Below are 19,960 nucleotides of genomic sequence, written 5' to 3'. Positions count from 1 at the left end.
CCACCCCACCCACCCGGCAACCGGACGCTCCACCCACCCGGAACACCGGACCACCGGACGCCCCACCCCACCCTCACGGAACACCAGAGAGGTTCCCGCCATGTCCCTGTTCGCCCCGGGCCGACGCACCAAGCCCGTCCTGCTGGCCACCGCCACCGCGCTGGTCGCCTCGTTCGCCCTGGCCGGCTGCGGTTCCTCCGGGTCCTCGAACGGCGGTTCCGCGAACGGGACCACCACCATCAGCTTCATGGAAACGATGGCGGCCAGCACCCAGAAGAGCGTCATGCAGAAGCTGACCTCGGACTTCGAGAAGGCCAACCCGAAGATCAAGGTCCAGCTCATCGTCCAGCCGGACTACGGGACCCTCCAGGCCAAGGAGACCGCCGCGGTCTCCGCGCACAACGCGCCGACCATCGCCCAGATGTACCCCGACTGGGCCGCCACGTTCGCCAAGAGCCAGGTCATCCTGCCGGTCAGCACCTACGCCGGCACCTCCTCGCCCAGCCAGCTCGGCGACTTCTACGCCGGCGTCCGCAACGAACTGTCGCTGCCGGACGGCAAGCTGTGGCTGTGGCCGTTCAACAAGTCGGTCGAGGTCATGTACGACAACCCGGCGATGCTGAAGGCCAAGGGCCTGAGCTACCCGAAGACCTGGGACGAGTTCGCGACCGACGCCAAGAAGCTGTCCAACGGCAACGTGGTCGCCATATCCACCGACCCCGGCACCCCGGCGGCCCCGGCGGGCGGCACGATCTGGCTGGAGACCCTCGACTACGCCAACGGCGGCACCCCGTTCGCCAAGGACGGCACCCCGCAGTTCACCTCGCCGCAGATGGTCAAGGCGCTGACCCTGCTGGCGCAGATGAAGAAGGACGGCTCGCTGACGCTGGGCACCAACTACCCCGGCGAGACCTCGCTGGCCGCCGCGAAGGGCGCCTTCGACATCGGCTCCAGCGCCGGCTACTACTACGAGAACCAGGCCGTCGGCAAGAAGTTCACCCTCGGCACCAACGACCTGCCCACCGGCCCGGCCGGCCAGGCCAACGTGCTCCAGGGCACCGACATCGGCATGTTCGCCAGCGCCTCCAAGGCCCAGCAGGCCGCCGCCTGGAAGTACATGCAGTTCCTCACCCAGCCCGCCAACCAGGCCACCTGGGCGGCCGGCACCGGCTACCTGCCGGTGACCGCCAAGGCGCTGCCGTCGATGAAGGCCTACGTCGCGCAGAACCCGTGGGTGCCGACCTCGATGGCCGCCCTGCAGAACGCCAAGGCCGACCCGCCCTACTCCTGGGTGACCCCGGCCGAGGGCGCCCTGGTCGTCGCCATCCAGGCGGTCGTCGACAAGGGCACCTCGCCGGCCGCGGCGCTCGCCGCCGCCCAGAAGACCGCCCTGGCGGCCAAGGCCCAGGGGTGAGTATCACCACCCGCCCCGCTCCCGTGCGCCGGACCACCGTCCGGCGCGCGGGGCGCGGCCCGCTGCGCCGCGTGCTGATCGTGGTCGTCTCGCTGGTGTTCCTGCTGCCGTTCTACTACGTCCTGGTCTCCTCGCTGAACCGGGCGAACGACGTCGGCAGCATCGGCCAGATCCTGCTGCCGCACTGGCACTTCGACAACTACAGCCGGGCCTGGAAGTCCGCGCCCTGGCTGCGGCTGTTCGGCAACACCCTGCTGATCGCGGTGTGCACCGCCGCGCTGGCGCTGGCCACCTCGCTGCTGGCCGGCTTCGCCTTCGGCCTGATGCGCTTCCGCGGCCGCAACGTGCTGTTCGGCCTGGTCATGGCGGTCATGATGATCCCGGCGACCGTGCTGATCATCCCCGACTACATCATCGCCACCGACATCCACTGGCTGAACACCTACTGGATCCAGATCGTGCCGTGGGGCGCCAGCGTCTTCGGCATCTTCCTGGTCCGGCAGTTCTTCGCCGGCCTGCCGGAGGAACTGTTCGACGCCGCCGAACTCGACGGCGCCTCCCGGTTCCGGATGTTCTGGTCGATCGGGGTGCCGCTGGTGCGCCCGGCCATCGTGATCATCATCATCAACGTCTTCCTCGCCACCTGGAACTCCTTCCTGTGGCCGTTCCTGATGACCAGCGACCAGAGCGTCCAGCCGGTCGAGGTCGGCCTCGCCGCGTTCTACGGCGCCGAGGGCACCGACTACACCGGCCTGTCCGCCGCCGTGGTCTTCACCACGCTGCCGGTGCTGGCCTTCTTCCTCGCCCTTCAGCGCCACTTCATCACCGGCGCCATGTCCACCGCCGGAGGCGTCCGTGGCTGAGCCACGCCAACCACTCGTCCTGGTCACCGACTTCGACGGCACCCTCTACCGCGGCGACGCGCCGATCCTGCACTACGCGGAGCAGGCCGCCGTCGAACTGTCCGACCGCGACCGCGACGGGCTGCTCGACGCCGTCGAACGCTTCCTCAAGCACGGGATCGCCGCCGCCGACGAGGCGCCCGACGAGACCGAGGCGGCGGCGCTGCGCGCGGCCACCGACGGCTGGGAGGTGGTCGCCTCGGTCGCGGCACGCCGCTACGGGGTCGACAAGCCGCGGCTGGACCGGGCGTTCCTGTCCACCCGCGCCTACATGGCCACCGACGCCTGCGAGCTGGAGGTCCCGGACGCCTACCGGGCCCTGCTGACCGAACTGCGGCTCGACGGGGTACGCGTGGTGCTGGCCACCAACAGCCCCGCCGACAGCCTCGACGCGCTGCTGGACCGGCTGCGGGTGCGCCCGCTGCTGGACGCCGTGGTCTCCTCCACCGGCAAGCCGGCCGGCCTGGGCCGCCTGCTGGCCGCCGAACTGGGCGACGCGGCCGGCGCGGTGCGCCCGGACAGCGCCGCCCGCGGGTTCGCGCTCGGCGACCACTGGGTCAACGATGTCGAACCCGCCCGCGAACTGGCCGTACCCACCGGCTACATCGACCGTTACGGCAGGGCGGACGGCCCGGCCACCGCGGTCGCCACCGACGTCGAGGGCCTGCTGCCGATCGTGCGGTCCTGGGCCGATGCCGTGGTGCGCCTGGAGATCTGACCGGACGCACCATGACGCGCCGCACGTGTCCCGAAGGCCGGTCCCGCGGGGGAGAGCCGGATCGCGGGGCACGGGCGCGCGTCCCTTTGTCGTTTCATCGCATCACCGCACCGCACACAGGAGTTGATTCATGGCCAGCATCGAGTTCTGGGGTGGACTCGGCGTCATCGGCGGAAGCAAGATCGTCATCCGCGAGGGCGGCCACCGCGTCATGCTGGACATCGGCATGGACATCCCCTCCGGTGCCGACCTGTTCCGCCTGCCGGTGCGCCAGCGCCCCGGGCGCGAACTCGCCGACCGCCTCAAGGTCGGCGCCGCGCCGGCCGTCCCCGGTCTGTACGACGCCGCCTTCCTCGACGAGGGCGACCCGCTGGGCGAAGCCACCGAGCCGACCGCCGTCTTCGTCAGCCACCCGCACATCGACCACGTCGGCCTGGCCGGCTACGTCCGTTCCGACATCCCGGTGCACGCCCACACCGACGCCGTCGACGTACTGGAGGCCCTGACCGCCAGCGGTGCCGGCCTGCCCGGCGGCGACCCCGAATGGCACCGCCTGTCGTCCGGCCAGCGCGTCGCGGTCGGCCCGATGGAGGTCGAGTGCGTGCTCGTCGACCACGACGTGCCCGGCGCCTGCGGCTACCTGGTCCGCACCTCCACCGGCACCCTCGCCTTCACCGGCGACATCCGCTTCCACGGCCGGCACCCGGGGCTGTCGTGGGCCTTCGCGGACCGCGCCAAGGGCTGCGACGTCCTGGTGACCGAGGGCACCACGCTGGGCTGGAACATGCCGGCCGCGGTCCGCGGCGAGAGCGACGTCGAACGCGACTTCAACGCCGCGCTCGCCGAGACCCCCGGCCTGGTGCTGCTCTCCCTCTACCCCCGCGATCTGGAACGCGTACGCGACTTCCTGGCGCTGGCCGGTGTCGCGGGCCGCACGGTCGTCTGGCCGGACGCCACCGCGGACTTCCTGCGCGGGCTCGGCGTACCGGACGTCGTCAAGGCCGGCGACCCGCAGGCCGCCGGCCTCGGCGAGCGGCCCGGCTCCTTCGTGGTCGTCCCCGACCCCGGCGACCTGCCCTCGCTGCTGGACCTGCCGGTCGGCACCGGCCAGCCCGACAGCGTCTTCGTGCACGCCAACGGTGAACCGCTCGGCCCCTTCGAACCGCGCTGGGCGCCGTTCACCGACTGGCTCGAAGCCCTCGGCATCCCGCTGCGCCAGATCGGCTGCTCCGGCCACGCCGTCCAGGACGACCTGCACGCCATGGTCGAACGGGTCGCGCCGCGCGTGCTGTTCCCCATCCACACCACCGCCCCCACCCGCCTGCACCCGCCGTCCGGCACGACCCGGGTCATCGCCGAGTACGGCGTCACCTACGGCATGGACGGCCAGGCGCAGTAGTCCGCCCGAACCCGTCCCGCGTTAGCCGAAGGGCCGTCACCCCACCACGGGGTGACGGCCCTTCGGCGTCGGAGGCGGGTCGTTCGACGGACTTGAACATGTTCAAAACCGGGGCTACAGTCAGGCTCATCATTTTGAACGTGTTCGAAAAGGGGTGGGGATCATGGATCCGACCGTGGTCAGCTACATCGTCTATCTGCCGGCCAGCGTCGCGGTGACCGTCTGGGTCGCCCGCGTCCTGAGCCGCAACGGCCGCGTCTTCCTCGCGGACGTCTTCCGCGGCGACGACCTGCTGGCCGACTCCGTCAACCAACTGCTCGTCGTCGGCTTCTACCTCGTCAACCTCGGCTTCATCGGCCTGTGGATGAAGACCGGCGACAACCTCCACCAGGTACGCGGTGTCTTCGAGTCCGTCTCCGTCAAGCTCGGCACCGTGCTGCTGGTCGTCGGCGTGCTGCACATGGCCAACGTCTTCGTGCTCAACGCGCTGCGCCGCCGCGGCCTCGCCGAACAGCACGGCGGCCACTCCGCCGCGTCCGCCTGGAAGGCCGGGGCGCCCGGCCCGCAGGCCGGCCACTGACCGCGCGACACCGTGCGGCCGGCACGCGTCGCGCGCATAGGCTCGCAGCCGTGAAGGACGACGAGACGGCACGCGCGGGATCAAGAACGGACCGGGAGGGTGTGGGGACACCGCCCGGTCCCGGGGCGGGGCGTGATCAGGGACGGGATGCCCGTGATCAGGCAGGGGAGCCCCCCGCCCCGCGAGGGGGGAAGCGGCGGGCGCGCCAGGGGGGTGCGCCCGCCGCGGGCCGTACCGCCGCCGCCGGCACGGGCCGCGGCGACGAACCGTCCGGCACCGGCGGCCGGACCGCCGCCGGGGACGACCCGTCCGCCGCCAGGAGTGAACGGCCCGCGGCCAAGGACTCCCCGTCCACCGCCAGGGGTGAACGGACCACCGCCAGGGGTGACCGGCCCACCGCAAAGGGTGACCGGCCCACCGCCAAGAGCGAGAAGACCCGGGCGCTGATCCTGGAGACCGCCATGCGGCTGTTCCGGGAGCGCGGATACGACAACACGACCATGCGGGCCATCGCCGCCGAGGCAGGCGTGAGCGTCGGCAACGCGTACTACTACTTCAAGGGCAAGGAATTCCTGATCCAGGGGTTCTACGACCGCCTGACCCGCGACCACGCCGAGCTGACCTCCCGACGCCTCACCGCGGTCCCCGACTTCGCCGACCGGCTGCGCATCGCGATCGACGCCTGGCTGGACACCGCGGCGCCCTACCACGGGTTCGCCGCGCAGTTCTTCCGCACCGCCGCCGACCCCGACAGCGCCCTCAGCCCGTTCTCCGCGGAGTCCCACCCGGCCCGTGACACCGCCGTAGCCGTCTTCCGCGACGTGCTCGACGGCTCCCAGCTCGGCCCCAAGGTCGACCCGGAACTCGACGAACTCCTCCCCGACCTGCTCTGGCTGCACCTGATGGTCGTCGTCCTCTACTGGGTCTTCGACCGCACCGACGACACCCAACGCACCCGGGCCTTCGTCGCCCGCTGCGCCCCCCTCGTCGCCAAGATCGTCTCCCTGTCCCGCTACCGCGTCCTGCGCCCGATGGTCCGCGAAGCGGTGGCCCTGGTCCGCGAGTTCGTCCTCCCGACCCTGGGCGCCCGCGCGGCGGGGGCCGCTCCGGCGGGCGGCGCGGGGGAGGGCGGGGAGCGAACGGGAACGGCCCGGGGGAGCGGGAGTTGAGTGCGCCCGTCCCGTACGGCACCCGAGCCCGGCGTCCCGGCAGCCGGCGTCCCGGAGTACGGAGCTGCTGACGCCGAGCCGTCGAACGCGCCGTCCCGGAGCACGGAACCGCTGAGCCGAGCCGCTGACGCCGAGTCGGTGAACGCCGGGCGGCGGCCGTGCGTATACGTCCTCGACAGCCCCCGTCCGCCGAGGCGGGGTACCGCAGAGCAGAAGGAGTCGGACATGGTCCGCGGCATCGTCGGTCTCGTCCTGTGTGCCGTCGGCGGGCTCTGGATCGGGCAGGGTACCGGTGCGATCCAGGGCTCGATGATGTCCGGCCGCGGGCAGTACGCCGTTCTGGGCGCGGTCGTCGTCGTGGCCGGGCTCGCGCTCCTGGCGTGGTCCTGGCGCACCCGCAAGCGCGACAGGACGTCCTGAGCCGTCGCGTACTGCCGGCCGGGCGGCGGTGCGGGGGGTGGCCCCGGGCCGCTCCCGCGCACGGTCCCCGGCGCGTCCCCGCGGCGCGGCCCCCCGCATGGCAGCGGCCCCCGCGCTCTCCTGAACGGGAGCGTGGGGGCCGCCAGTCGGGGGGCCGGGGACCGGTGCGGACGGTGGCGTACCGTCCGCACGGCCTCCGGCGGGACCCGTCACACGTCGAAGTAGAGCTCGAACTCGTGCGGGTGCGGGCGCAGCTGGATCGGGGCGATCTCGGCGGTGCGCTTGAAGTCGATCCAGGTCTCGATCAGGTCGGGGGTGAAGACGCCGCCCTGGAGGAGGTAGTCCTGGTCGGCCTCGAGAGCGCTGAGGACGGCCGGGAGGGAGGTGGGGACCTGGGGGACGTTCGCGTGCTCCTCGGGAGCCAGCTCGTAGAGGTCCTTGTCGACCGGCTCGGCCGGCTCGATCTTGTTCTTGATGCCGTCCAGGCCGGCCAGCAGCAGCGCGGAGAACGCCAGGTACGGGTTGCTGGACGGGTCGGGCGCGCGGAACTCGATGCGCTTGGCCTTCGGGTTCGCACCGGTGATCGGGATGCGGATCGCGGCGGAGCGGTTGCGCTGCGAGTACACCAGGTTGACCGGCGCCTCGAAGCCCGGGACCAGGCGGTGGTAGGAGTTCACCGTCGGGTTGGTGAACGCCAGCAGCGACGGCGCGTGCTTGAGGATGCCGCCGATGTAGTAGCGGGCGGTGTCCGACAGGCCCGCGTAGCCGGCCTCGTCGTAGAACAGCGGGGTCCCGCCCTGCCACAGCGACTGGTGGCAGTGCATGCCGGAGCCGTTGTCGCCGAAGATCGGCTTGGGCATGAAGGTCGCGGTCTTGTTGTTGCGCCAGGCGACGTTCTTCACGATGTACTTGAAGAGCATCAGGTCGTCCGCGGCGGCCAGCAGCGTGTTGAACTTGTAGTTGATCTCCGCCTGGCCCGCGGTGCCCACCTCGTGGTGCTGGCGCTCGACCTGGATGCCGGCCCTGCCCAGCTCCAGGGAGATCTCGGCGCGCAGGTCGGCGAAGTGGTCGACCGGCGGAGCCGGGAAGTAGCCGCCCTTGTAGCGGACCTTGTAGCCGCGGTTGTCCTCCACCGCACCGGTGTTCCAGGCGCCGGCCTCGGAGTCGATGTGGTAGAAGGACTGGTTCGACTCGGTGGCGAACCGGACCGAGTCGAAGACGTAGAACTCCGCCTCCGGGCCGAAGTACGCGGTGTCGGCGATCCCGGTGGAGGCCAGGTACGCCTCCGCCTTCTTCGCCACGTTCCGCGGGTCACGGCTGTACTGCTCGCCGGTGATCGGGTCGTGGATGAAGAAGTTGATGTTGACCGTCTTGTCCTTGCGGAACGGGTCGAGCCGCGCGGTCGACAGGTCCGCGCGCAGCGCCATGTCCGACTCGTGGATGGCCTGGAAACCGCGGATCGACGAGCCGTCGAACGCCAGCTCCTCGGACGGGTCGAAGGCCTCCACCGGCACCGTGAAGTGCTGCATGATGCCCGGCAGGTCGCAGAAGCGGACGTCGACGAACTTGACGTCCTCGTCCCGCAGGAACTTGTTGGCCTCGTCGGCGTTCTGGAACATCCAACTCCTCCTCGGCCCGGGCCTGGCACGGCGCGGGTTGGCTCGGTCGTACGACCGCTGTGGCGAGCGCGGGCTCGGCCGGTGCGGTGGCGCACGCTGGTCCCGACCCTATGGATTCGGGATTTCCCTGGCATGACCCAATTGTTTCGCCGAAGTTAACCGGACATCCGGGGGCAGGTGCGGCGTCCGCCGGACACGCCGCTACCGTGGACGGGTGGACAAACGGGAAGCTCTGGGCTCATGGCTCCAAGGACCGCGCGCGGCGGCCGAGCAGATGGGCGCCGATTTCGGCTATCGCGGGGAACGGCTGGGGCTGCCGAAGGACGGCCCCGGCTCGATCGCCCCGGTGGGACGGCGCCTGGTCGCGCTGTTCGTCGACTGGGCGCTGTGCCTGCTGATCGCATACGGCCTGCTGTCGCACGGTAGCGCCCGGGCCGCCGACAACTGGACGTTCGTGATCTTCGGCGTCCTGAGCGTGCTGACGCTCGCCACCCTCGGCACCACGCCCGGCAAGCGGCTGCTGCGGCTGCGGGTGATCCGCCTGAACGGGGGACGGGCCGGCGTCCTGCCGGTGGTGATCCGCACGGTCCTGCTGCTGCTCGTCGTCCCGTCCGCGGTCTGGGACCGCGACACCCGCGGCCTGCACGACAAGGCCGTCGGCACGGTCGAGGTCCGGATGTGACCACCCCTGCGCGGGGGTGTCTCCGGCGCGGGCCCGGCTTTCCGGGACGCGTCAACACCGAAGGCGCTGCCGGGACGCGTCAACCCCGAAAGGCGTCCGCCGGCTGCCCGGTCCAGGGGCCGGGCGCTCCTGGCGCCCGCGCCTCGGTCGCCGGGGTCTCCGCCGCCCGGGCTCCGGTACCTGGCGCCCGCCCCGGCGTCCCCGGGCCTCTGACGTCCGTCGGGCCGCCTGCGGGAGCCGCCCGGTGAGGACGTTCCCGTGGAAACGCCCCCGGTGAGGACGATCCCGTGAAACGCCGGAGCCCGGAGGCGTTGTGCCTCCGGGCTCCTGGGTGTGTCGTGGTCGCCGTTCCGTGCCGTACGGGACCGGGGTCAGCGCATCCGGCCGCGCGGCATGCGCGCGTTGCGGGGCATCGGGCCCTTGGGGATCGGCATGTTGCTCAGGCTGTCGCCGAGGGCCTTGAGCCGGTCGTTCAGCTCGGTGACCTTCGCGCCGGGCAGGACGCGCGGCAGCTTCAGCAGCTTGGTGCGCACCTTGTTGAGCGGCACCTCGCCCTCGCCGTCGCCGACGATCATGTCGTTGACCGGCGCGTCGACCGCCACGCGGGACATGCGGCGCTTCTCGGCGGCCAGCAGCGCCTTGACGCGGTTGCGGTTGCCCTCGCCGACCAGCACGATCCCCGCCTTGCCGACCGCGCGGTGGACGACGTCCTGGTTGCGGTTGATCTGCACCGCGGGCGTCACGGTCCAGCCGCGCCCCGCGTTCTCCAGTACCGCCGCGGCGGCGCCCGGCTTGCCCTCCATCTGGCCGAAGGCGGCCCGCTCGGCACGCCGGCCGAAGACGATCGCCATCGCGAGGAAGGCCAGCAGGACGCCCAGGATGCCCGCGTACACGGGGTGCCCGATGACGAAACCGACGGCGAGGAGCACCACGAGGATGCCGATGCCCAGTCCCGCCAGTACGAGCCCGACCTTGGGGTCGACCCGCCGGGTCATCTTGTAGGTCAGCGCGATCTGCCGCAGCCGCCCGGAGTTCTCGGATTGTTCCTTCCTCGCCATGCCGCACAGGATACGGGTAGCGGAGGGTCACCCCGTCACCAGGAGGTGGGGGATACCGCCGGCCCGGTGCCGCGGGCGGGCCGGAAGGGCGCCGCGCCGCGCCGGGCGGTGCCCGCGGGGCGCCCCGGCGGGCGTGCCGGGCCCCGGATCAGCCCTCGGCGGCGCCCGTGCCGCTCACGACGGCCAGCCGGCCCGGCGCGGGAACGGCCGGAACGGCCGTCAGGGCGTCCAGGAGGTGCTGGGCCTCGTGCCGGTCCCTGGCCCGCTTGCGGTCCTCCAGCACGGCCGTCCAGGCGTTGCGGCGGGCGGTCTGCTGGCCGCCGCGCATCAGCAACGACTCCACCGCGCGCAGGGCGCTGGAAACCGTCGGTCGGGCGACTGCCTGCGCGGGGGGCGCCTGCATGGTGGGACTCCCTACATCCGGAAGGTGCACGTGAGCGGGCTTGTGTCCAGAATCACCACATTGTGTTACCAGTCGGTGACGGGCCGGTCAAACGGGCGTGAAGCCATGTCGTCGACCGTCACCTGGGAGGCGTCCGGCCCGTTCCGTCGCGCGCGACGGCGACCGGCTCCCGGGGGACGGGGACCGGTCCGGGGCAGGCCGGACCCGGCCCGGCGCGCGGGACGCCGGCCCGGGCGGTGGTGGAACCGGGTCGTGCTGCGGTGGTGAAACCGGTGGTACGGGTGGCACCGGGCGGTGCCGGGCTGAGAACCGGCGGTGCCGGGTGGTGCCGCGGTCGGTGAACCGGGTGGTGCCGGCGTGCGGGCCGCGGTGCGATCAGTCGTGCCGGGGTGGGCCGTGCGGGGGAGCGTCCCCCCGGCCGTGAGCCGTTCGGCCGCCGGCGGTGAGGCCGGGGCCGCGACGCCTCAGCGGCAGGCGGTGGGGTGGTGGGCGGCTGGGCGACCGGGCGACCAGGGGGCCGTCAGGTACGGGGAGCGGTGGACGTCACACGTTCGCGCGGGCCTGCGTGGCCTGCTGGAACAGCCGGCCGGCCCGGTACGACGAGCGCACCAGCGGACCGGACATGACGCCGGCGAAGCCGATCTCCTCGGCCTCCTCCTGAAGCTCCACGAACTCGGCCGGCTTGGCCCAGCGTTCCACGGGGTGGTGGCGGACGCTCGGCCGCAGGTACTGCGTGATGGTGATCAGCTCGCAGCCGGCGTCGTACAGGTCCTGGAGCGCCTCGCTGATCTCCGCGCGCTCCTCGCCCATCCCCAGGATCAGGTTGGACTTGGTGATCAACCCGGCCTCCCGCGCCTTGGTGATGACCTCAAGCGAGCGCTCGTAGCGGAAGCCGGGGCGGATGCGCTTGAAGATGCGCGGCACCGTCTCCACGTTGTGCGCGAGCACCTCGGGGCGGCTGGAGAAGACCTCCGCGAGCTGCTCGGGGACGGCGTTGAAGTCCGGGATCAGCAGCTCGACCTTGGTGCGGCCGGCCGCGCGGTCCCCGGTCAGGGCGTGGATCTGCCGGACCGTCTCCGCGTACAGCCAGGAACCGCCGTCCGCCAGGTCGTCGCGGGCGACGCCGGTGATGGTGGCGTAGTTCAGGTCCATCGTGACGACGGACTCGCCGACCCGGCGGGGCTCGTCACGGTCGAGGTCGGCCGGCCGGCCGGTGTCGATCTGGCAGAAGTCGCAGCGCCGGGTGCACTGGTCGCCGCCGATGAGGAAGGTCGCCTCCCGGTCCTCCCAGCACTCGTAGATGTTGGGGCAGCCGGCTTCCTGGCAGACGGTGTGCAGGCCCTCGCGTTTGACCAGGCTGTGCAGCTCGGAGTACTCCGGGCCCATCTTGGCGCGGGTCTTGATCCATTCGGGCTTGCGCTCGATGGGGGTCTGGCTGTTCCTGACCTCCAGACGCAGCATCTTGCGTCCGTCCGGTGCGACAGCGGACACGTCGGGCACTCCCTTTGGCTAGCGCGGCATTCGATTCATCGGCATACACCAGCGTACGCCCGTGGATTGTAGGCCCTGCGGCCTGTCCAACCCTCAAGCTCCTCGGCGCATTCCCGGGGGAGCGGGTGGGCCCGGCGGTCAGACCGCGCTGGGCAGTGCCGCGGTGGAACCGAGGACCCCGGCCAGGTGCTTCTCGATGACCGGCAGCACCTCGGCGATGGTGACGTCCCGGCCGAGTTCGTTCGACAGCGAGGTGACGCCGGCGTCCCGGATGCCGCACGGCACGATGCGGTCGAACCAGGTGTTGTCGGGGTCGCAGTTGAGCGAGAAGCCGTGCATCGTGACGCCCTTGGCGATCCGGATGCCGATGGCGGCGAGCTTGCGGTCCTCGCGGCGCTGGCCCGCGTTGGACGGCGCGTACTCGGGGCCGGACAGCCGCGGGTCGAACTCCTCGTCGTGCAGGCGCGGGTCGAGGTCCAGCGTCAGGCCGCCGGCGGCCGGCGGCCGCTGCGCGATCCGGTCGCCGAGCACCCACACCCCGCTGCGGCCCTCGACGCGGGTGGTCTCCAGGCCCAGCTCGCGGCAGGCCAGGATCAGCGCCTCCTCCAGCCGGCGTACGTGCGCGATGACGTCGACCGGCTGGGACAGCTTGAGGATCGGGTAGCCGACGAGCTGGCCGGGGCCGTGCCAGGTGATCTTGCCGCCGCGGTCCACGTCGATGACCGGGGTGCCGTCCAGCGGACGTTCGCTGTCGGCGGTGCGGCGGCCGGCGGTGTAGACGGCGGGGTGCTCCAGCAGCAGGCAGGTGTCGGGGATCTCGTCCGCGAAACGCGCCGCGTGGACCCGGCGCTGTTCCTGCCACGCCTCGGTGTACTCCACCGCCTGCGGTCCGAATCCCAGACGCACGAAGCGCAGGTCACTCACGGCGGCTCCTCGGGTCTCAACTCTCGCGCCGCACCCACTGTACGGCGCCCGCGACCGGCCGCCCCAACCGAGCCGCTGTCGCGCTCGTCACGCGGGCGGCCGGGCCGGGCAACGCTTCGCGGCCCCGGCCGGTAAGGGGTGCCGACGCAGGATGCCGCCCCTTACACCGGCGCGGTCCGGAACGCGGACGGGCCGGGCAGCGGTTCGCGACCCCCGGCCGGTAAGGGGCGCCGACGCAGGGCGCCGCCCCTTACACCGGCGCGGTCCGGCACGCCGAGCGGCATCCGCCGCCCATCACGCCGGCGCCGTCCGCCGGCCACCACGCCGGCCGCGTCCGCCGCCCACCACCCGGGCGCGGTCCGCCGCCCGCAACCCCGGCCGCATCCGCCGCCCACTGCCCCGGCGCCGTCCGCCGCCCACCGCCCGGGCCGCATCCACCGCCCTCACCCCGACCGCGTCCGCCGCCTACCACGTCCGGTCCGCGCCGCTTCACCCTCACGGCGTGTCGTATCGGCGTGGTTCACCCGTTTCGGCGAATACCTGGCGGACCGGACACCGCGGGGCGTACGGGCGGCTACATTCGCGCCGTTCAGGACCGCTCCGCGCGGACCGCCAGCCATCGCCCACCCCCACCCTCCCGAGGAGGGGTCCGCACCCCACATGACGGAACGAACTTCGCAGCGCACGCCCAACCGCCGCCTGGCCGCACTGATCGCCGAGGCCGGGTTCTCCAACGCGGGACTCGCCCGGCGCGTCGACCAGCTCGGCGTCGAGCACGGGCTGGACCTGCGCTACGACAAGACCTCGGTCACCCGCTGGCTGCGCGGCCAGCAGCCGCGCGGCACGACCCCCGCCCTGATCGCCGAGGTCTTCACCCGGCGCCTCGGCCGCCGGCTGTCCGCGCAGGACCTCGGACTGGACGCCTGCGCGCCGGTCTACGCCGGGCTGGAGTTCGCCGCCACACCGCAGGAGGCGGTGGACATCGTGGCCGGCCTGTGGCGCAAGGACACCGGCAACCCGGCCGAGCTGCGCCGGATAGCCTTCACGCCGGCCGGTCTCGTCGTGCCCAGCCGCGACTGGCTCATCGGCCGCCCCGACGACCAGGTCGCCCGGGTCCCGGCCGCCGAACCACCGCCCCGGGTGCCGCCGCAGAGCCGGGGCCGCGCCGCGCCGCCGTACCCCCCGCAGACCGCCGCGGCCCGCGCGCGCGGCGGCCAGGAGCCGGGCCGGCGGGTCGGGCCCGGCGACATCCGGGCGCTGCGGTCGGTGGCGGAGCTGTTCCACTCCCTCGACCGCTCCTACGGCGGCGGCCACGCCCGGCAGGCGCTCGTGCGGTACCTGGAGCACGAGGCCGAGCCGATGCTGCGCGGCGGCTACGGGGAGGAGACCGGCCGGGCGCTGTTCGCGGCGGTCGCCGACCTGACCCGGCTGGCCGGCTGGACGTCGTACGACATCGGCGCGCACGGCCTGGCCCAGCGGTACTTCGTGCAGGCGCTGCGGCTCACCCAGGCGGCCGGTGACCGGCTGTACGGCGGTTACGTGCTGGTGACCATGAGCCGTCAGGCGGTCTACCTGGGCCACGGGCGCGAGGCGGTGCAACTGGCCCGGGTCGCGCAGCAGGGCGTGGGACCGGCCGCGCCGGCGGCCGTCCAGGCGATGCTGCACGCGGCCGAGGCGCGGGCGTACGCCGCGCTGGGCGACGCCCGGTCGTGCGCGGCGGCGCTGGCGCGGGCCGAACGCGCCCTGGAGGCGTCCCGGCCGGACGACGGCACCCCGGCGTGGGCGCGGTTCTTCGACGAGGCGCAACTCGCCGACGAGTGCGGCCACTGCCACCGCGACCTCCAGCAGTACCGGGCCGCCGCCCAGCACGCCGAACGGTCCCTGGCGCTGCGCGACGAGCGCGACACCCGCAGCCGGGTGTTCTGCCGCGTCGTGCTGGCCAGCGCCCGCCTGGCCCTGGGGGACCTGGAGGAGGCGTGCGGGCAGGCCACCGAGGCGGCCCGGCAGACCGCCGACATGCGGTCGGTCCGCGCGGTGGAGTACGTGCGGGACTTCGCCCGGCGCCTGGAGCCGCACCGCGACCAGCCGGCCGCCCGCGCGTTCCTGGAACGGGCCACCGCGCTCGGCGTGCCGGTCGGCTGACGCCGGCCGGACCGGGCCGCGGTGCCGGGTGCGGCCCGCCGGGGAAACCCTCCGGCCCGCCGGGGAAACCCCTCGGCGGGCCGCGGCGCACCGGCTGCGCGCCGCCCTGGCCGCGGAACCGCGCGGCCGTCACCGTGGGCGGTCCGTCACCGCCGGGCCCGCGCCGCGGCCGTACCGGGCACCGCAAGGGCACCGCACCCACCGGCCGGGCGCCGGCGTCGTCAGGCCGCCGCCGGCAGATCCGTCGCGGTGTCGCCGTAGCCGGGGCGGATGCCGAAGTCCCGCATGACGTGGTGCGCCGCGCGGCGGGCGGAGAACATCGCGCCCTGGGCCGTGCTGGTGTCGCGGTGGTCGCCGCAGACGTACAGCCCGCTCATCACCCGCACCGGCCGGCGCAGGTCGTGCGGCGGCGGGGTGGCCGCGACCGCCTCCCGGTCGTGGTGCACCGCCAGCAGGTCCCAGCCGGCGGCGTCCGTGCCGTACATCCGGCCCAGCTGGGCGCGGACGGCCGCGTCGAGGCGTTCCGGATCGCGGGGGACCGCACCGAGCAGCGTGGAGGTGATCAGCGTGCGGCCGGCCGGGGCGCGGGAGGGGTCGACGGCGCTGGCCACGTAGGAGTACGCGACCGGGCCGCGCCGGGCGGTGTCCAGCAGCAGCGTGGCGTCCCGCAGCGGCGGCCGGTCGGCGGCGTGGTGGACGGTGGTCACCGGGTGGAAGTCCGGCACCCGCAGCCCGGGCAGCAGCGCGGCGGCGGCCCGGGCGGCGGTGGCCACCACGGTGGCGCGGCAGCGCATCGTGCCGTGCTCGGCGGTCGTCACCGCGTTGGCGTCGACCGACGTCACCCGGACCCCGAGCCGTACCGTGCCGGGCGGCAGCGCGGCGGCCAGCCGTTCGGTCAGCGCGCCGGCGCCGCCGGCCGGCACGGCGAGCCGGCCGCGGGCGTAGCCGCGCAGCACCAGGTCGCCGCAGCGGCTGGAGCCGCCCAGTTCCGGATCGTGGGTGAGGGCGACCAGCAGCGGCCGCAGGAAGCCCTCGACCGCGCGCGGCGGCATGCCCCGGGCGGCGGACAGCACCGCCCGGACCGTCTGCTCGGGCCGGGCCAGCAGCCGTTCGGTGGGCACGGCGGCCAGCTTGCCGAGCGCGCCGCCCAGCCGGGCCTTGTCCCACACCGACCGCGGGTCGACCGCGCGCGGGCCGCGGCGCCCGGTGGCGGTCTGCGGGGCGGGTGACAGCGGCAGCAGCCGCAGCCCTTCCAGGCCCGGGGTGCGGGCGAACTCGGGGTAGGAGGTGCACAGCAGCTCGCTGCCCCGGTCCAGCCGGAAGCCGTTGACCGTGTCGGTGACGGTGCGCCCGCCGACCCGGTCCGCCGCCTCCAGCACGGTGACCGTGACGCCGGCGTCGATCAGGTGGTGCGCGGCGCACAACCCGGCCAGCCCGGCGCCGACGATGACGACGTCCGTGTGGCGCGGGAGCGCGCGGTGTGCGGAATGGAGGCTGTGCTGCGCGTGGGCGGCGTCCGCCTGCTGGTCGTGCGTGTGAGGTGCGTGAAACGACACGGTTGCCCCTCCCCGAGGTCCGTTGGTTTCCCCGCCGACATACGGAACGGCCGCCCGGCGTCATTGGCGGCGCGGCCCGGTGCTTGAAGGGTCATGCCCGCGTGCCGGGATGCCAACCCACTCACATACCAGTGATCTGAGACCGAGTTGGGCATTTTTTCTGAGGGGAACACCGGCGCGTCGCCGAGGGAACGAAGGGAAGGGGCCGAAAAACAGCCAAGGGGCCGAGGGGCCCGGCGGGACCGGTGAGGCGGCCCCCGCGGCCCCCGGGTACGGACTCCGGCGGTGCCCTCCGCACGGGCTCCCGCGGCTCGCATCGGACGGCGTCGATCGCGTAGCGGACCCGGCTCCCGCAGCCCCCCGCTCGTATCTGCCGCGGCGCCGCCCGTATCTGCCGCGGCGCCCCCGAAGACCTCGCGCAGCCCCCGGCACGGGCTCGCGCGGCGCCCCCGCACGGGCCTCCCGCGGCTCGCGTCAGGCGGTAGCGGACAGCGTCAGGCGGTCGCGGACCCGGCTCCCGCAGCCCCCGCACGGGCCTCCCGCAGCGCCCCCGACGACCTCAAGGGGACCCCCGGAGGGGACCTCCGTCAGGCCGGGTCGCGCAGGGCCGAGCGGATCGCGCTCTCGATGCCGGGGTGGGCGAAGGCGAAGCCGGACCGGAGCAGCTCGCGCGGCACGACGCGCTGGCTGCCCAGCACGTCCTGGGAGAACTCGCCGAGCACCGCCGTCAGCACCGGCGCCGGCACGGTGGCCAGCGTAGGGCGGTGCAGGACGCGGCCCATCGCAGCGGTGACCTCGCGGTTGGTGACCGGCTCCGGCGCGGTCAGGTTGACCGGGCCGCTGAGCGACGCGGTGTCGATCAGGTGCCGCAGGGCGGCGACGTGGTCGTCCAGCGCGATGAAGCTCCAGTACTGGCGTCCGCTGCCCAGCCGGCCGCCGAGCCCGGCCTTGAAGATCGGGAAGAGCCGGCCCCAGGCGCCGCCGCCGCGGGCGACGACCAGTCCGGTGCGGGCCTGCACGGTACGGATGCCGGCCTGCTCGGCCGGAGCGGCCGCCGCCTCCCACTCCCGGCACACGCCGGCCAGGAAGCCGTCACCGGGCGGCGCGTCCTCGTCCACCTTCCGGTCGCCGGTGTCCCCGTAGTAGCCGACCGCGGTGCCGCACACCAGCACCCGCGGCGGTCGCGTCAGGCCCGCCACCGCACGGGCCAGCGTGCCGGTGCCGAGCACCCGGCTGTCGCGGATCTGCCGCTTGTACGCCTCGGTCCACCGCTTGTCGCCGACCCCGGCCGCCGCCAGGTTGACCACCGCGTCGCAGCCCTCCAGCCGGCCGGTGTCCACCTCGCCGCCCGCCGGGTCCCAGCGGGCCTCCTCCGGCGCGGCGGGAGCCCGGCGGACCAGCCGGACCACCTGGTGGCCGTCGGCGGTCAGCGAGCGGACGAGAGCGGTACCGATCAGACCGGTCGAGCCGGTGACAGCGATGCGCATACGTCCATCCTGCCCCGGACGCCGCCACCATGCCGGAGGAACACCACGCCGGAGGGACACCGGGCCGGCGGGGCCGCGGGGCTGCCGAAGGCGTCGGCGTGCGTCGCGACGACGTCGGCCGGTGTGTGCAGAAGGCGTCGGCGCGTCGCGCGGAAGACGCCGCCCGCCTCCGCCGAAGGCGTCAGCGTGCGCGCCGAGGACGCCCCGCCCGCCTTCGTCGCGGAAAGCTCCGCCTCCGCCGAGGGCGCCCTCGCGTACCCCTACCAGCCGAAGCGTTCCCACAGCGCCGGGTAGCGGTCGCGCAGGGTGGCGCTGTCGCTGACGTCGAACTCCTCGCCGTCCGGGTCCTCGGCGTCGGGTACGCCCAGGTCGGGCAGCGGCAGGCCGGTCAGGCGTTCGTACGCCTCGTCCGCCGCGTAGCCCAGGTCCTCGCCGTCGCCGTCGGCGCGTTCATCGAAGCCGTCCAGGAGCGTGGCGAGGTCGTCGGCGTGGTGCACGGCGCCCTCGTAGGCGTGCCGTCCCTGGCCGACCAGCCAGCAGCGGAACGCGTCGAAGGCGTCGTCACCGGGGTCGCCGGTCAGCAGGGCGGCCGCGCCCCACAGCTCCCAGCGCAGCGCCCGGTTCAGCCGGGCCTCGAAGTGCCGGGCGAAGTCCAGCACGGAGTCGGGGTCCAGGCCGGTGAGCCGTTCCACCACGAGATCGGCCTGGTCCTCCGGGTCGCCCTCGGCGTCCTCGCGGGCCCGGTCGATGATCTCCCAGAAGTCCGTCTCGTCCATCACGCCCCCATGATCGACGTTCCGGCCGCCCGCCGCACTCCGGACGCGCCGTCGGCGCCGGCCCCGGACACAGCGGTGTGCCCCCGCTCCCGGGCGGGGGAGCGGGGGCACACCGGGTCACGCGGTGCTACCGGGACTACAGGCCGAGGTCGCCCTCGAACTCGCCGGCCTCCAGGCGGGCCTTGACGTCCGTCAGGTAACGGGCGGCGTCGGCGCCGTCGACCAGCTGGTGGTCGTAGCTGAGCGTCAGGTAGACCATGTCGCGGATCGCGATGGTCTCGCCCAGCTCCGGGTGGTTGATGACGACCGCACGGCGCACGGTGGCGCCGATGCCCAGCTCGGCGACCTGCGGGTAGTTCACGATGATCGTGTCGAACAGCGCACCGCGCGAGCCGGTGTTGCTGATCGTGAACGTGCCGCCGGACAGGTCGTCCGGGCTGATCTTCTTGTTGCGGACCTTGCCGGCCAGCTCCGCGGTCTTCTTGGCGACGCCGGCGATGTTCAGGTCGCCCGCACCCTTGATGACCGGGACCATCAGGCCCTGCTCGGAGTCGACCGCGATGCCGATGTTCTCGACGTCGTGGTAGGTCACGGTGCCGTCGTCGTTGATCTTGGCGTTGATCGACGGGTGCGACTTGAGCGCCTCGGCGGCGGCCTTGACGAAGAACGGCATCGGGGAGAGCTTGACGCCCTCGGTGGCCAGGAAGTTCTCCTTGGCCCGGGCGCGCAGCCGCATGATGCGGGTGACGTCCACCTCGACGACGGAGGACAGCTGCGCCTGGCTGTGCAGCGCCTTCATCATGTTCTCGCCGATGACCTTGCGGATCCGCGGCATCTTGACGGTCTGGCCGCGCAGCGGCGACGCCGCGGCCGGCGCGCTCTTGGCGGCCGGGGCGGACGGCGCCTGGGCGGCCGCCTTGGCCGCCTCGGCGGCCGACAGCACGTCCTGCTTGCGGATCCGGCCACCGACACCGGTGCCCTTGACCGCGGCGAGGTCGACGCTGTTCTCGGCGGCGAGCTTGCGCACCAGCGGCGTGACGTACGCGCCGTCCGCGTCGCCGGCGCCCACCGGAGCCGACGCGGCCGGAGCCTGCGGGGCAGCCGCGGGGGCCGCGGGGGCCGGAGCCGGGGCGGCGGGAGCCGGAGCCGGGGCGGCCGGCCGGGCCGGCGCGGGCTGCGCGGGCGCCGGGGCCTGGGCGGCGGGCGCGGGCTGGGCGGCG

General features: G+C 73.7%; 18 protein-coding genes. 9 read left to right on the top strand and 9 right to left on the bottom strand.

The genetic code is table 11. The annotated features are described in order from the left end of the window. Positions 1–100 precede the first annotated feature (100 nt). The 7 genes from POF43_RS32950 (at position 101) to POF43_RS32920 (ending at position 6,602) form a co-directional block, all read left to right on the top strand. Positions 101–1,414: an extracellular solute-binding protein gene (locus tag POF43_RS32950; protein WP_271316932.1), complete on the top strand. Its 1,314-nt coding sequence runs from the start codon at positions 101–103 to the stop codon at positions 1,412–1,414. Continuing rightward, positions 1,411–2,277, top strand: a complete 867-nt coding sequence (locus tag POF43_RS32945) for a carbohydrate ABC transporter permease (RefSeq protein ID WP_271316931.1) — start codon at positions 1,411–1,413, stop codon at positions 2,275–2,277. The genes POF43_RS32950 and POF43_RS32945 overlap by 4 nt, the downstream gene beginning before the upstream one ends. Then, positions 2,270–3,034, top strand: coding sequence for an HAD family hydrolase (locus POF43_RS32940; protein WP_271325227.1), 765 nt, complete (start codon positions 2,270–2,272; stop codon positions 3,032–3,034). Before POF43_RS32945 ends, POF43_RS32940 begins: the two co-directional genes overlap by 8 nt. 130 nt (positions 3,035–3,164) lie before the next feature. Continuing rightward, a complete protein-coding gene (locus tag POF43_RS32935; protein WP_271325226.1) occupies positions 3,165–4,433 on the top strand; it encodes an MBL fold metallo-hydrolase in 1,269 nt (422 codons plus the stop codon). 163 nt (positions 4,434–4,596) lie between these two features. Continuing rightward, complete coding sequence (locus POF43_RS32930; RefSeq protein ID WP_271325886.1) at positions 4,597–5,013, top strand: hypothetical protein; 417 nt, start codon at positions 4,597–4,599, stop codon at positions 5,011–5,013. Positions 5,014–5,474: 461 nt separating this feature from the next. Then, on the top strand, positions 5,475–6,182 hold the full coding sequence (locus tag POF43_RS32925; RefSeq protein ID WP_282704921.1) for a TetR/AcrR family transcriptional regulator: 708 nt from the start codon (positions 5,475–5,477) through the stop codon (positions 6,180–6,182). Positions 6,183–6,407: 225 nt separating this feature from the next. Then, a complete protein-coding gene (locus POF43_RS32920) occupies positions 6,408–6,602 on the top strand; it encodes a hypothetical protein (protein WP_271316865.1) in 195 nt (64 codons plus the stop codon). Between the two features lie 209 nt (positions 6,603–6,811). Here POF43_RS32920 and glnA read toward each other — a convergent pair whose 3' ends face one another. After that, positions 6,812–8,221 (bottom strand): type I glutamate--ammonia ligase, encoded by a 1,410-nt coding sequence (gene glnA, locus POF43_RS32915; RefSeq protein WP_271316864.1) that lies wholly within the window; start codon positions 8,219–8,221, stop codon positions 6,812–6,814. Between the two features lie 214 nt (positions 8,222–8,435). Here glnA and POF43_RS32910 point away from each other — a divergent pair, with 214 nt between their 5' ends. Further along, positions 8,436–8,903: an RDD family protein gene (locus tag POF43_RS32910; protein WP_271325153.1), complete on the top strand. Its 468-nt coding sequence runs from the start codon at positions 8,436–8,438 to the stop codon at positions 8,901–8,903. Positions 8,904–9,274: 371 nt separating this feature from the next. On the opposite strand, the gene POF43_RS32905 is transcribed toward POF43_RS32910, so the two are convergent. From POF43_RS32905 to lipB, 4 genes are all read right to left on the bottom strand, one after another. After that, entirely contained in the window at positions 9,275–9,961 is a 687-nt protein-coding gene (locus POF43_RS32905) for a DUF4191 domain-containing protein (protein WP_271316862.1), read from the bottom strand. Positions 9,962–10,109: 148 nt separating this feature from the next. Then, on the bottom strand, positions 10,110–10,364 hold the full coding sequence (locus POF43_RS32900; protein ID WP_271316861.1) for an SCO2195 family GlnR-regulated protein: 255 nt from the start codon (positions 10,362–10,364) through the stop codon (positions 10,110–10,112). Between the two features lie 543 nt (positions 10,365–10,907). Beyond that, complete coding sequence (locus POF43_RS32895) at positions 10,908–11,855, bottom strand: lipoyl synthase (protein WP_271316860.1); 948 nt, start codon at positions 11,853–11,855, stop codon at positions 10,908–10,910. Positions 11,856–11,993: 138 nt separating this feature from the next. Beyond that, positions 11,994–12,779, bottom strand: coding sequence for a lipoyl(octanoyl) transferase LipB (gene lipB / locus POF43_RS32890; protein WP_271325670.1), 786 nt, complete (start codon positions 12,777–12,779; stop codon positions 11,994–11,996). A gap of 660 nt (positions 12,780–13,439) precedes the next feature. Between lipB and POF43_RS32885 the strand changes: the two genes are divergently transcribed. Then, a complete protein-coding gene (locus POF43_RS32885; RefSeq protein ID WP_271316699.1) occupies positions 13,440–14,921 on the top strand; it encodes an NsdA family TPR-like regulatory protein in 1,482 nt (493 codons plus the stop codon). 221 nt (positions 14,922–15,142) lie between these two features. Here POF43_RS32885 and POF43_RS32880 read toward each other — a convergent pair whose 3' ends face one another. From POF43_RS32880 to sucB, 4 genes are all read right to left on the bottom strand, one after another. Beyond that, complete coding sequence (locus POF43_RS32880; RefSeq protein WP_271316701.1) at positions 15,143–16,369, bottom strand: NAD(P)/FAD-dependent oxidoreductase; 1,227 nt, start codon at positions 16,367–16,369, stop codon at positions 15,143–15,145. Positions 16,370–17,064: 695 nt separating this feature from the next. Further along, positions 17,065–17,964 carry a TIGR01777 family oxidoreductase gene (locus tag POF43_RS32875; protein ID WP_271324732.1) on the bottom strand — a complete coding sequence of 300 codons (900 nt, stop codon included), beginning with the start codon at positions 17,962–17,964 and terminating at the stop codon, positions 17,065–17,067. Positions 17,965–18,224: 260 nt separating this feature from the next. Further along, complete coding sequence (locus tag POF43_RS32870) at positions 18,225–18,740, bottom strand: DUF4240 domain-containing protein (RefSeq protein ID WP_271316700.1); 516 nt, start codon at positions 18,738–18,740, stop codon at positions 18,225–18,227. Between the two features lie 136 nt (positions 18,741–18,876). Then, positions 18,877–19,960 (bottom strand): 2-oxoglutarate dehydrogenase, E2 component, dihydrolipoamide succinyltransferase (sucB, locus tag POF43_RS32865; protein ID WP_282704920.1); only part of this gene is annotated, 1,084 nt, incomplete at its 5' end.

Origin of the sequence: Streptantibioticus silvisoli (assembly GCF_027947535.2) — a bacterium.
GTDB classification, from domain to species: Bacteria; Actinomycetota; Actinomycetes; order Streptomycetales; family Streptomycetaceae; genus Streptantibioticus_C; species Streptantibioticus_C silvisoli.
The sequence above is the reverse complement of the archived record's forward strand: the minus strand, read 5'-3'. Positions and strand labels throughout refer to the sequence as shown.

Bases quoted from the DNA above. Each gene is read 5' to 3' on its own strand.
- POF43_RS32950 (WP_271316932.1), top strand. From the start codon at position 101: ATGTCCCTGTTCGCCCCGGGCCGACGCACCAAGCCCGTCCTGCTGGCC.
- POF43_RS32935 (WP_271325226.1), top strand. From the start codon at position 3,165: ATGGCCAGCATCGAGTTCTGGGGTGGACTCGGCGTCATCGGCGGAAGC.
- POF43_RS32930 (WP_271325886.1), top strand. From the start codon at position 4,597: ATGGATCCGACCGTGGTCAGCTACATCGTCTATCTGCCGGCCAGCGTC.
- POF43_RS32925 (WP_282704921.1), top strand. From the start codon at position 5,475: ATGCGGCTGTTCCGGGAGCGCGGATACGACAACACGACCATGCGGGCC.
- POF43_RS32920 (WP_271316865.1), top strand. From the start codon at position 6,408: ATGGTCCGCGGCATCGTCGGTCTCGTCCTGTGTGCCGTCGGCGGGCTC.
- glnA (WP_271316864.1), bottom strand. From the start codon at position 8,221: ATGTTCCAGAACGCCGACGAGGCCAACAAGTTCCTGCGGGACGAGGAC.
- POF43_RS32905 (WP_271316862.1), bottom strand. From the start codon at position 9,961: ATGGCGAGGAAGGAACAATCCGAGAACTCCGGGCGGCTGCGGCAGATC.
- POF43_RS32900 (WP_271316861.1), bottom strand. From the start codon at position 10,364: ATGCAGGCGCCCCCCGCGCAGGCAGTCGCCCGACCGACGGTTTCCAGC.
- POF43_RS32885 (WP_271316699.1), top strand. From the start codon at position 13,440: ATGACGGAACGAACTTCGCAGCGCACGCCCAACCGCCGCCTGGCCGCA.
- POF43_RS32875 (WP_271324732.1), bottom strand. From the start codon at position 17,964: ATGCGCATCGCTGTCACCGGCTCGACCGGTCTGATCGGTACCGCTCTC.
- POF43_RS32870 (WP_271316700.1), bottom strand. From the start codon at position 18,740: ATGGACGAGACGGACTTCTGGGAGATCATCGACCGGGCCCGCGAGGAC.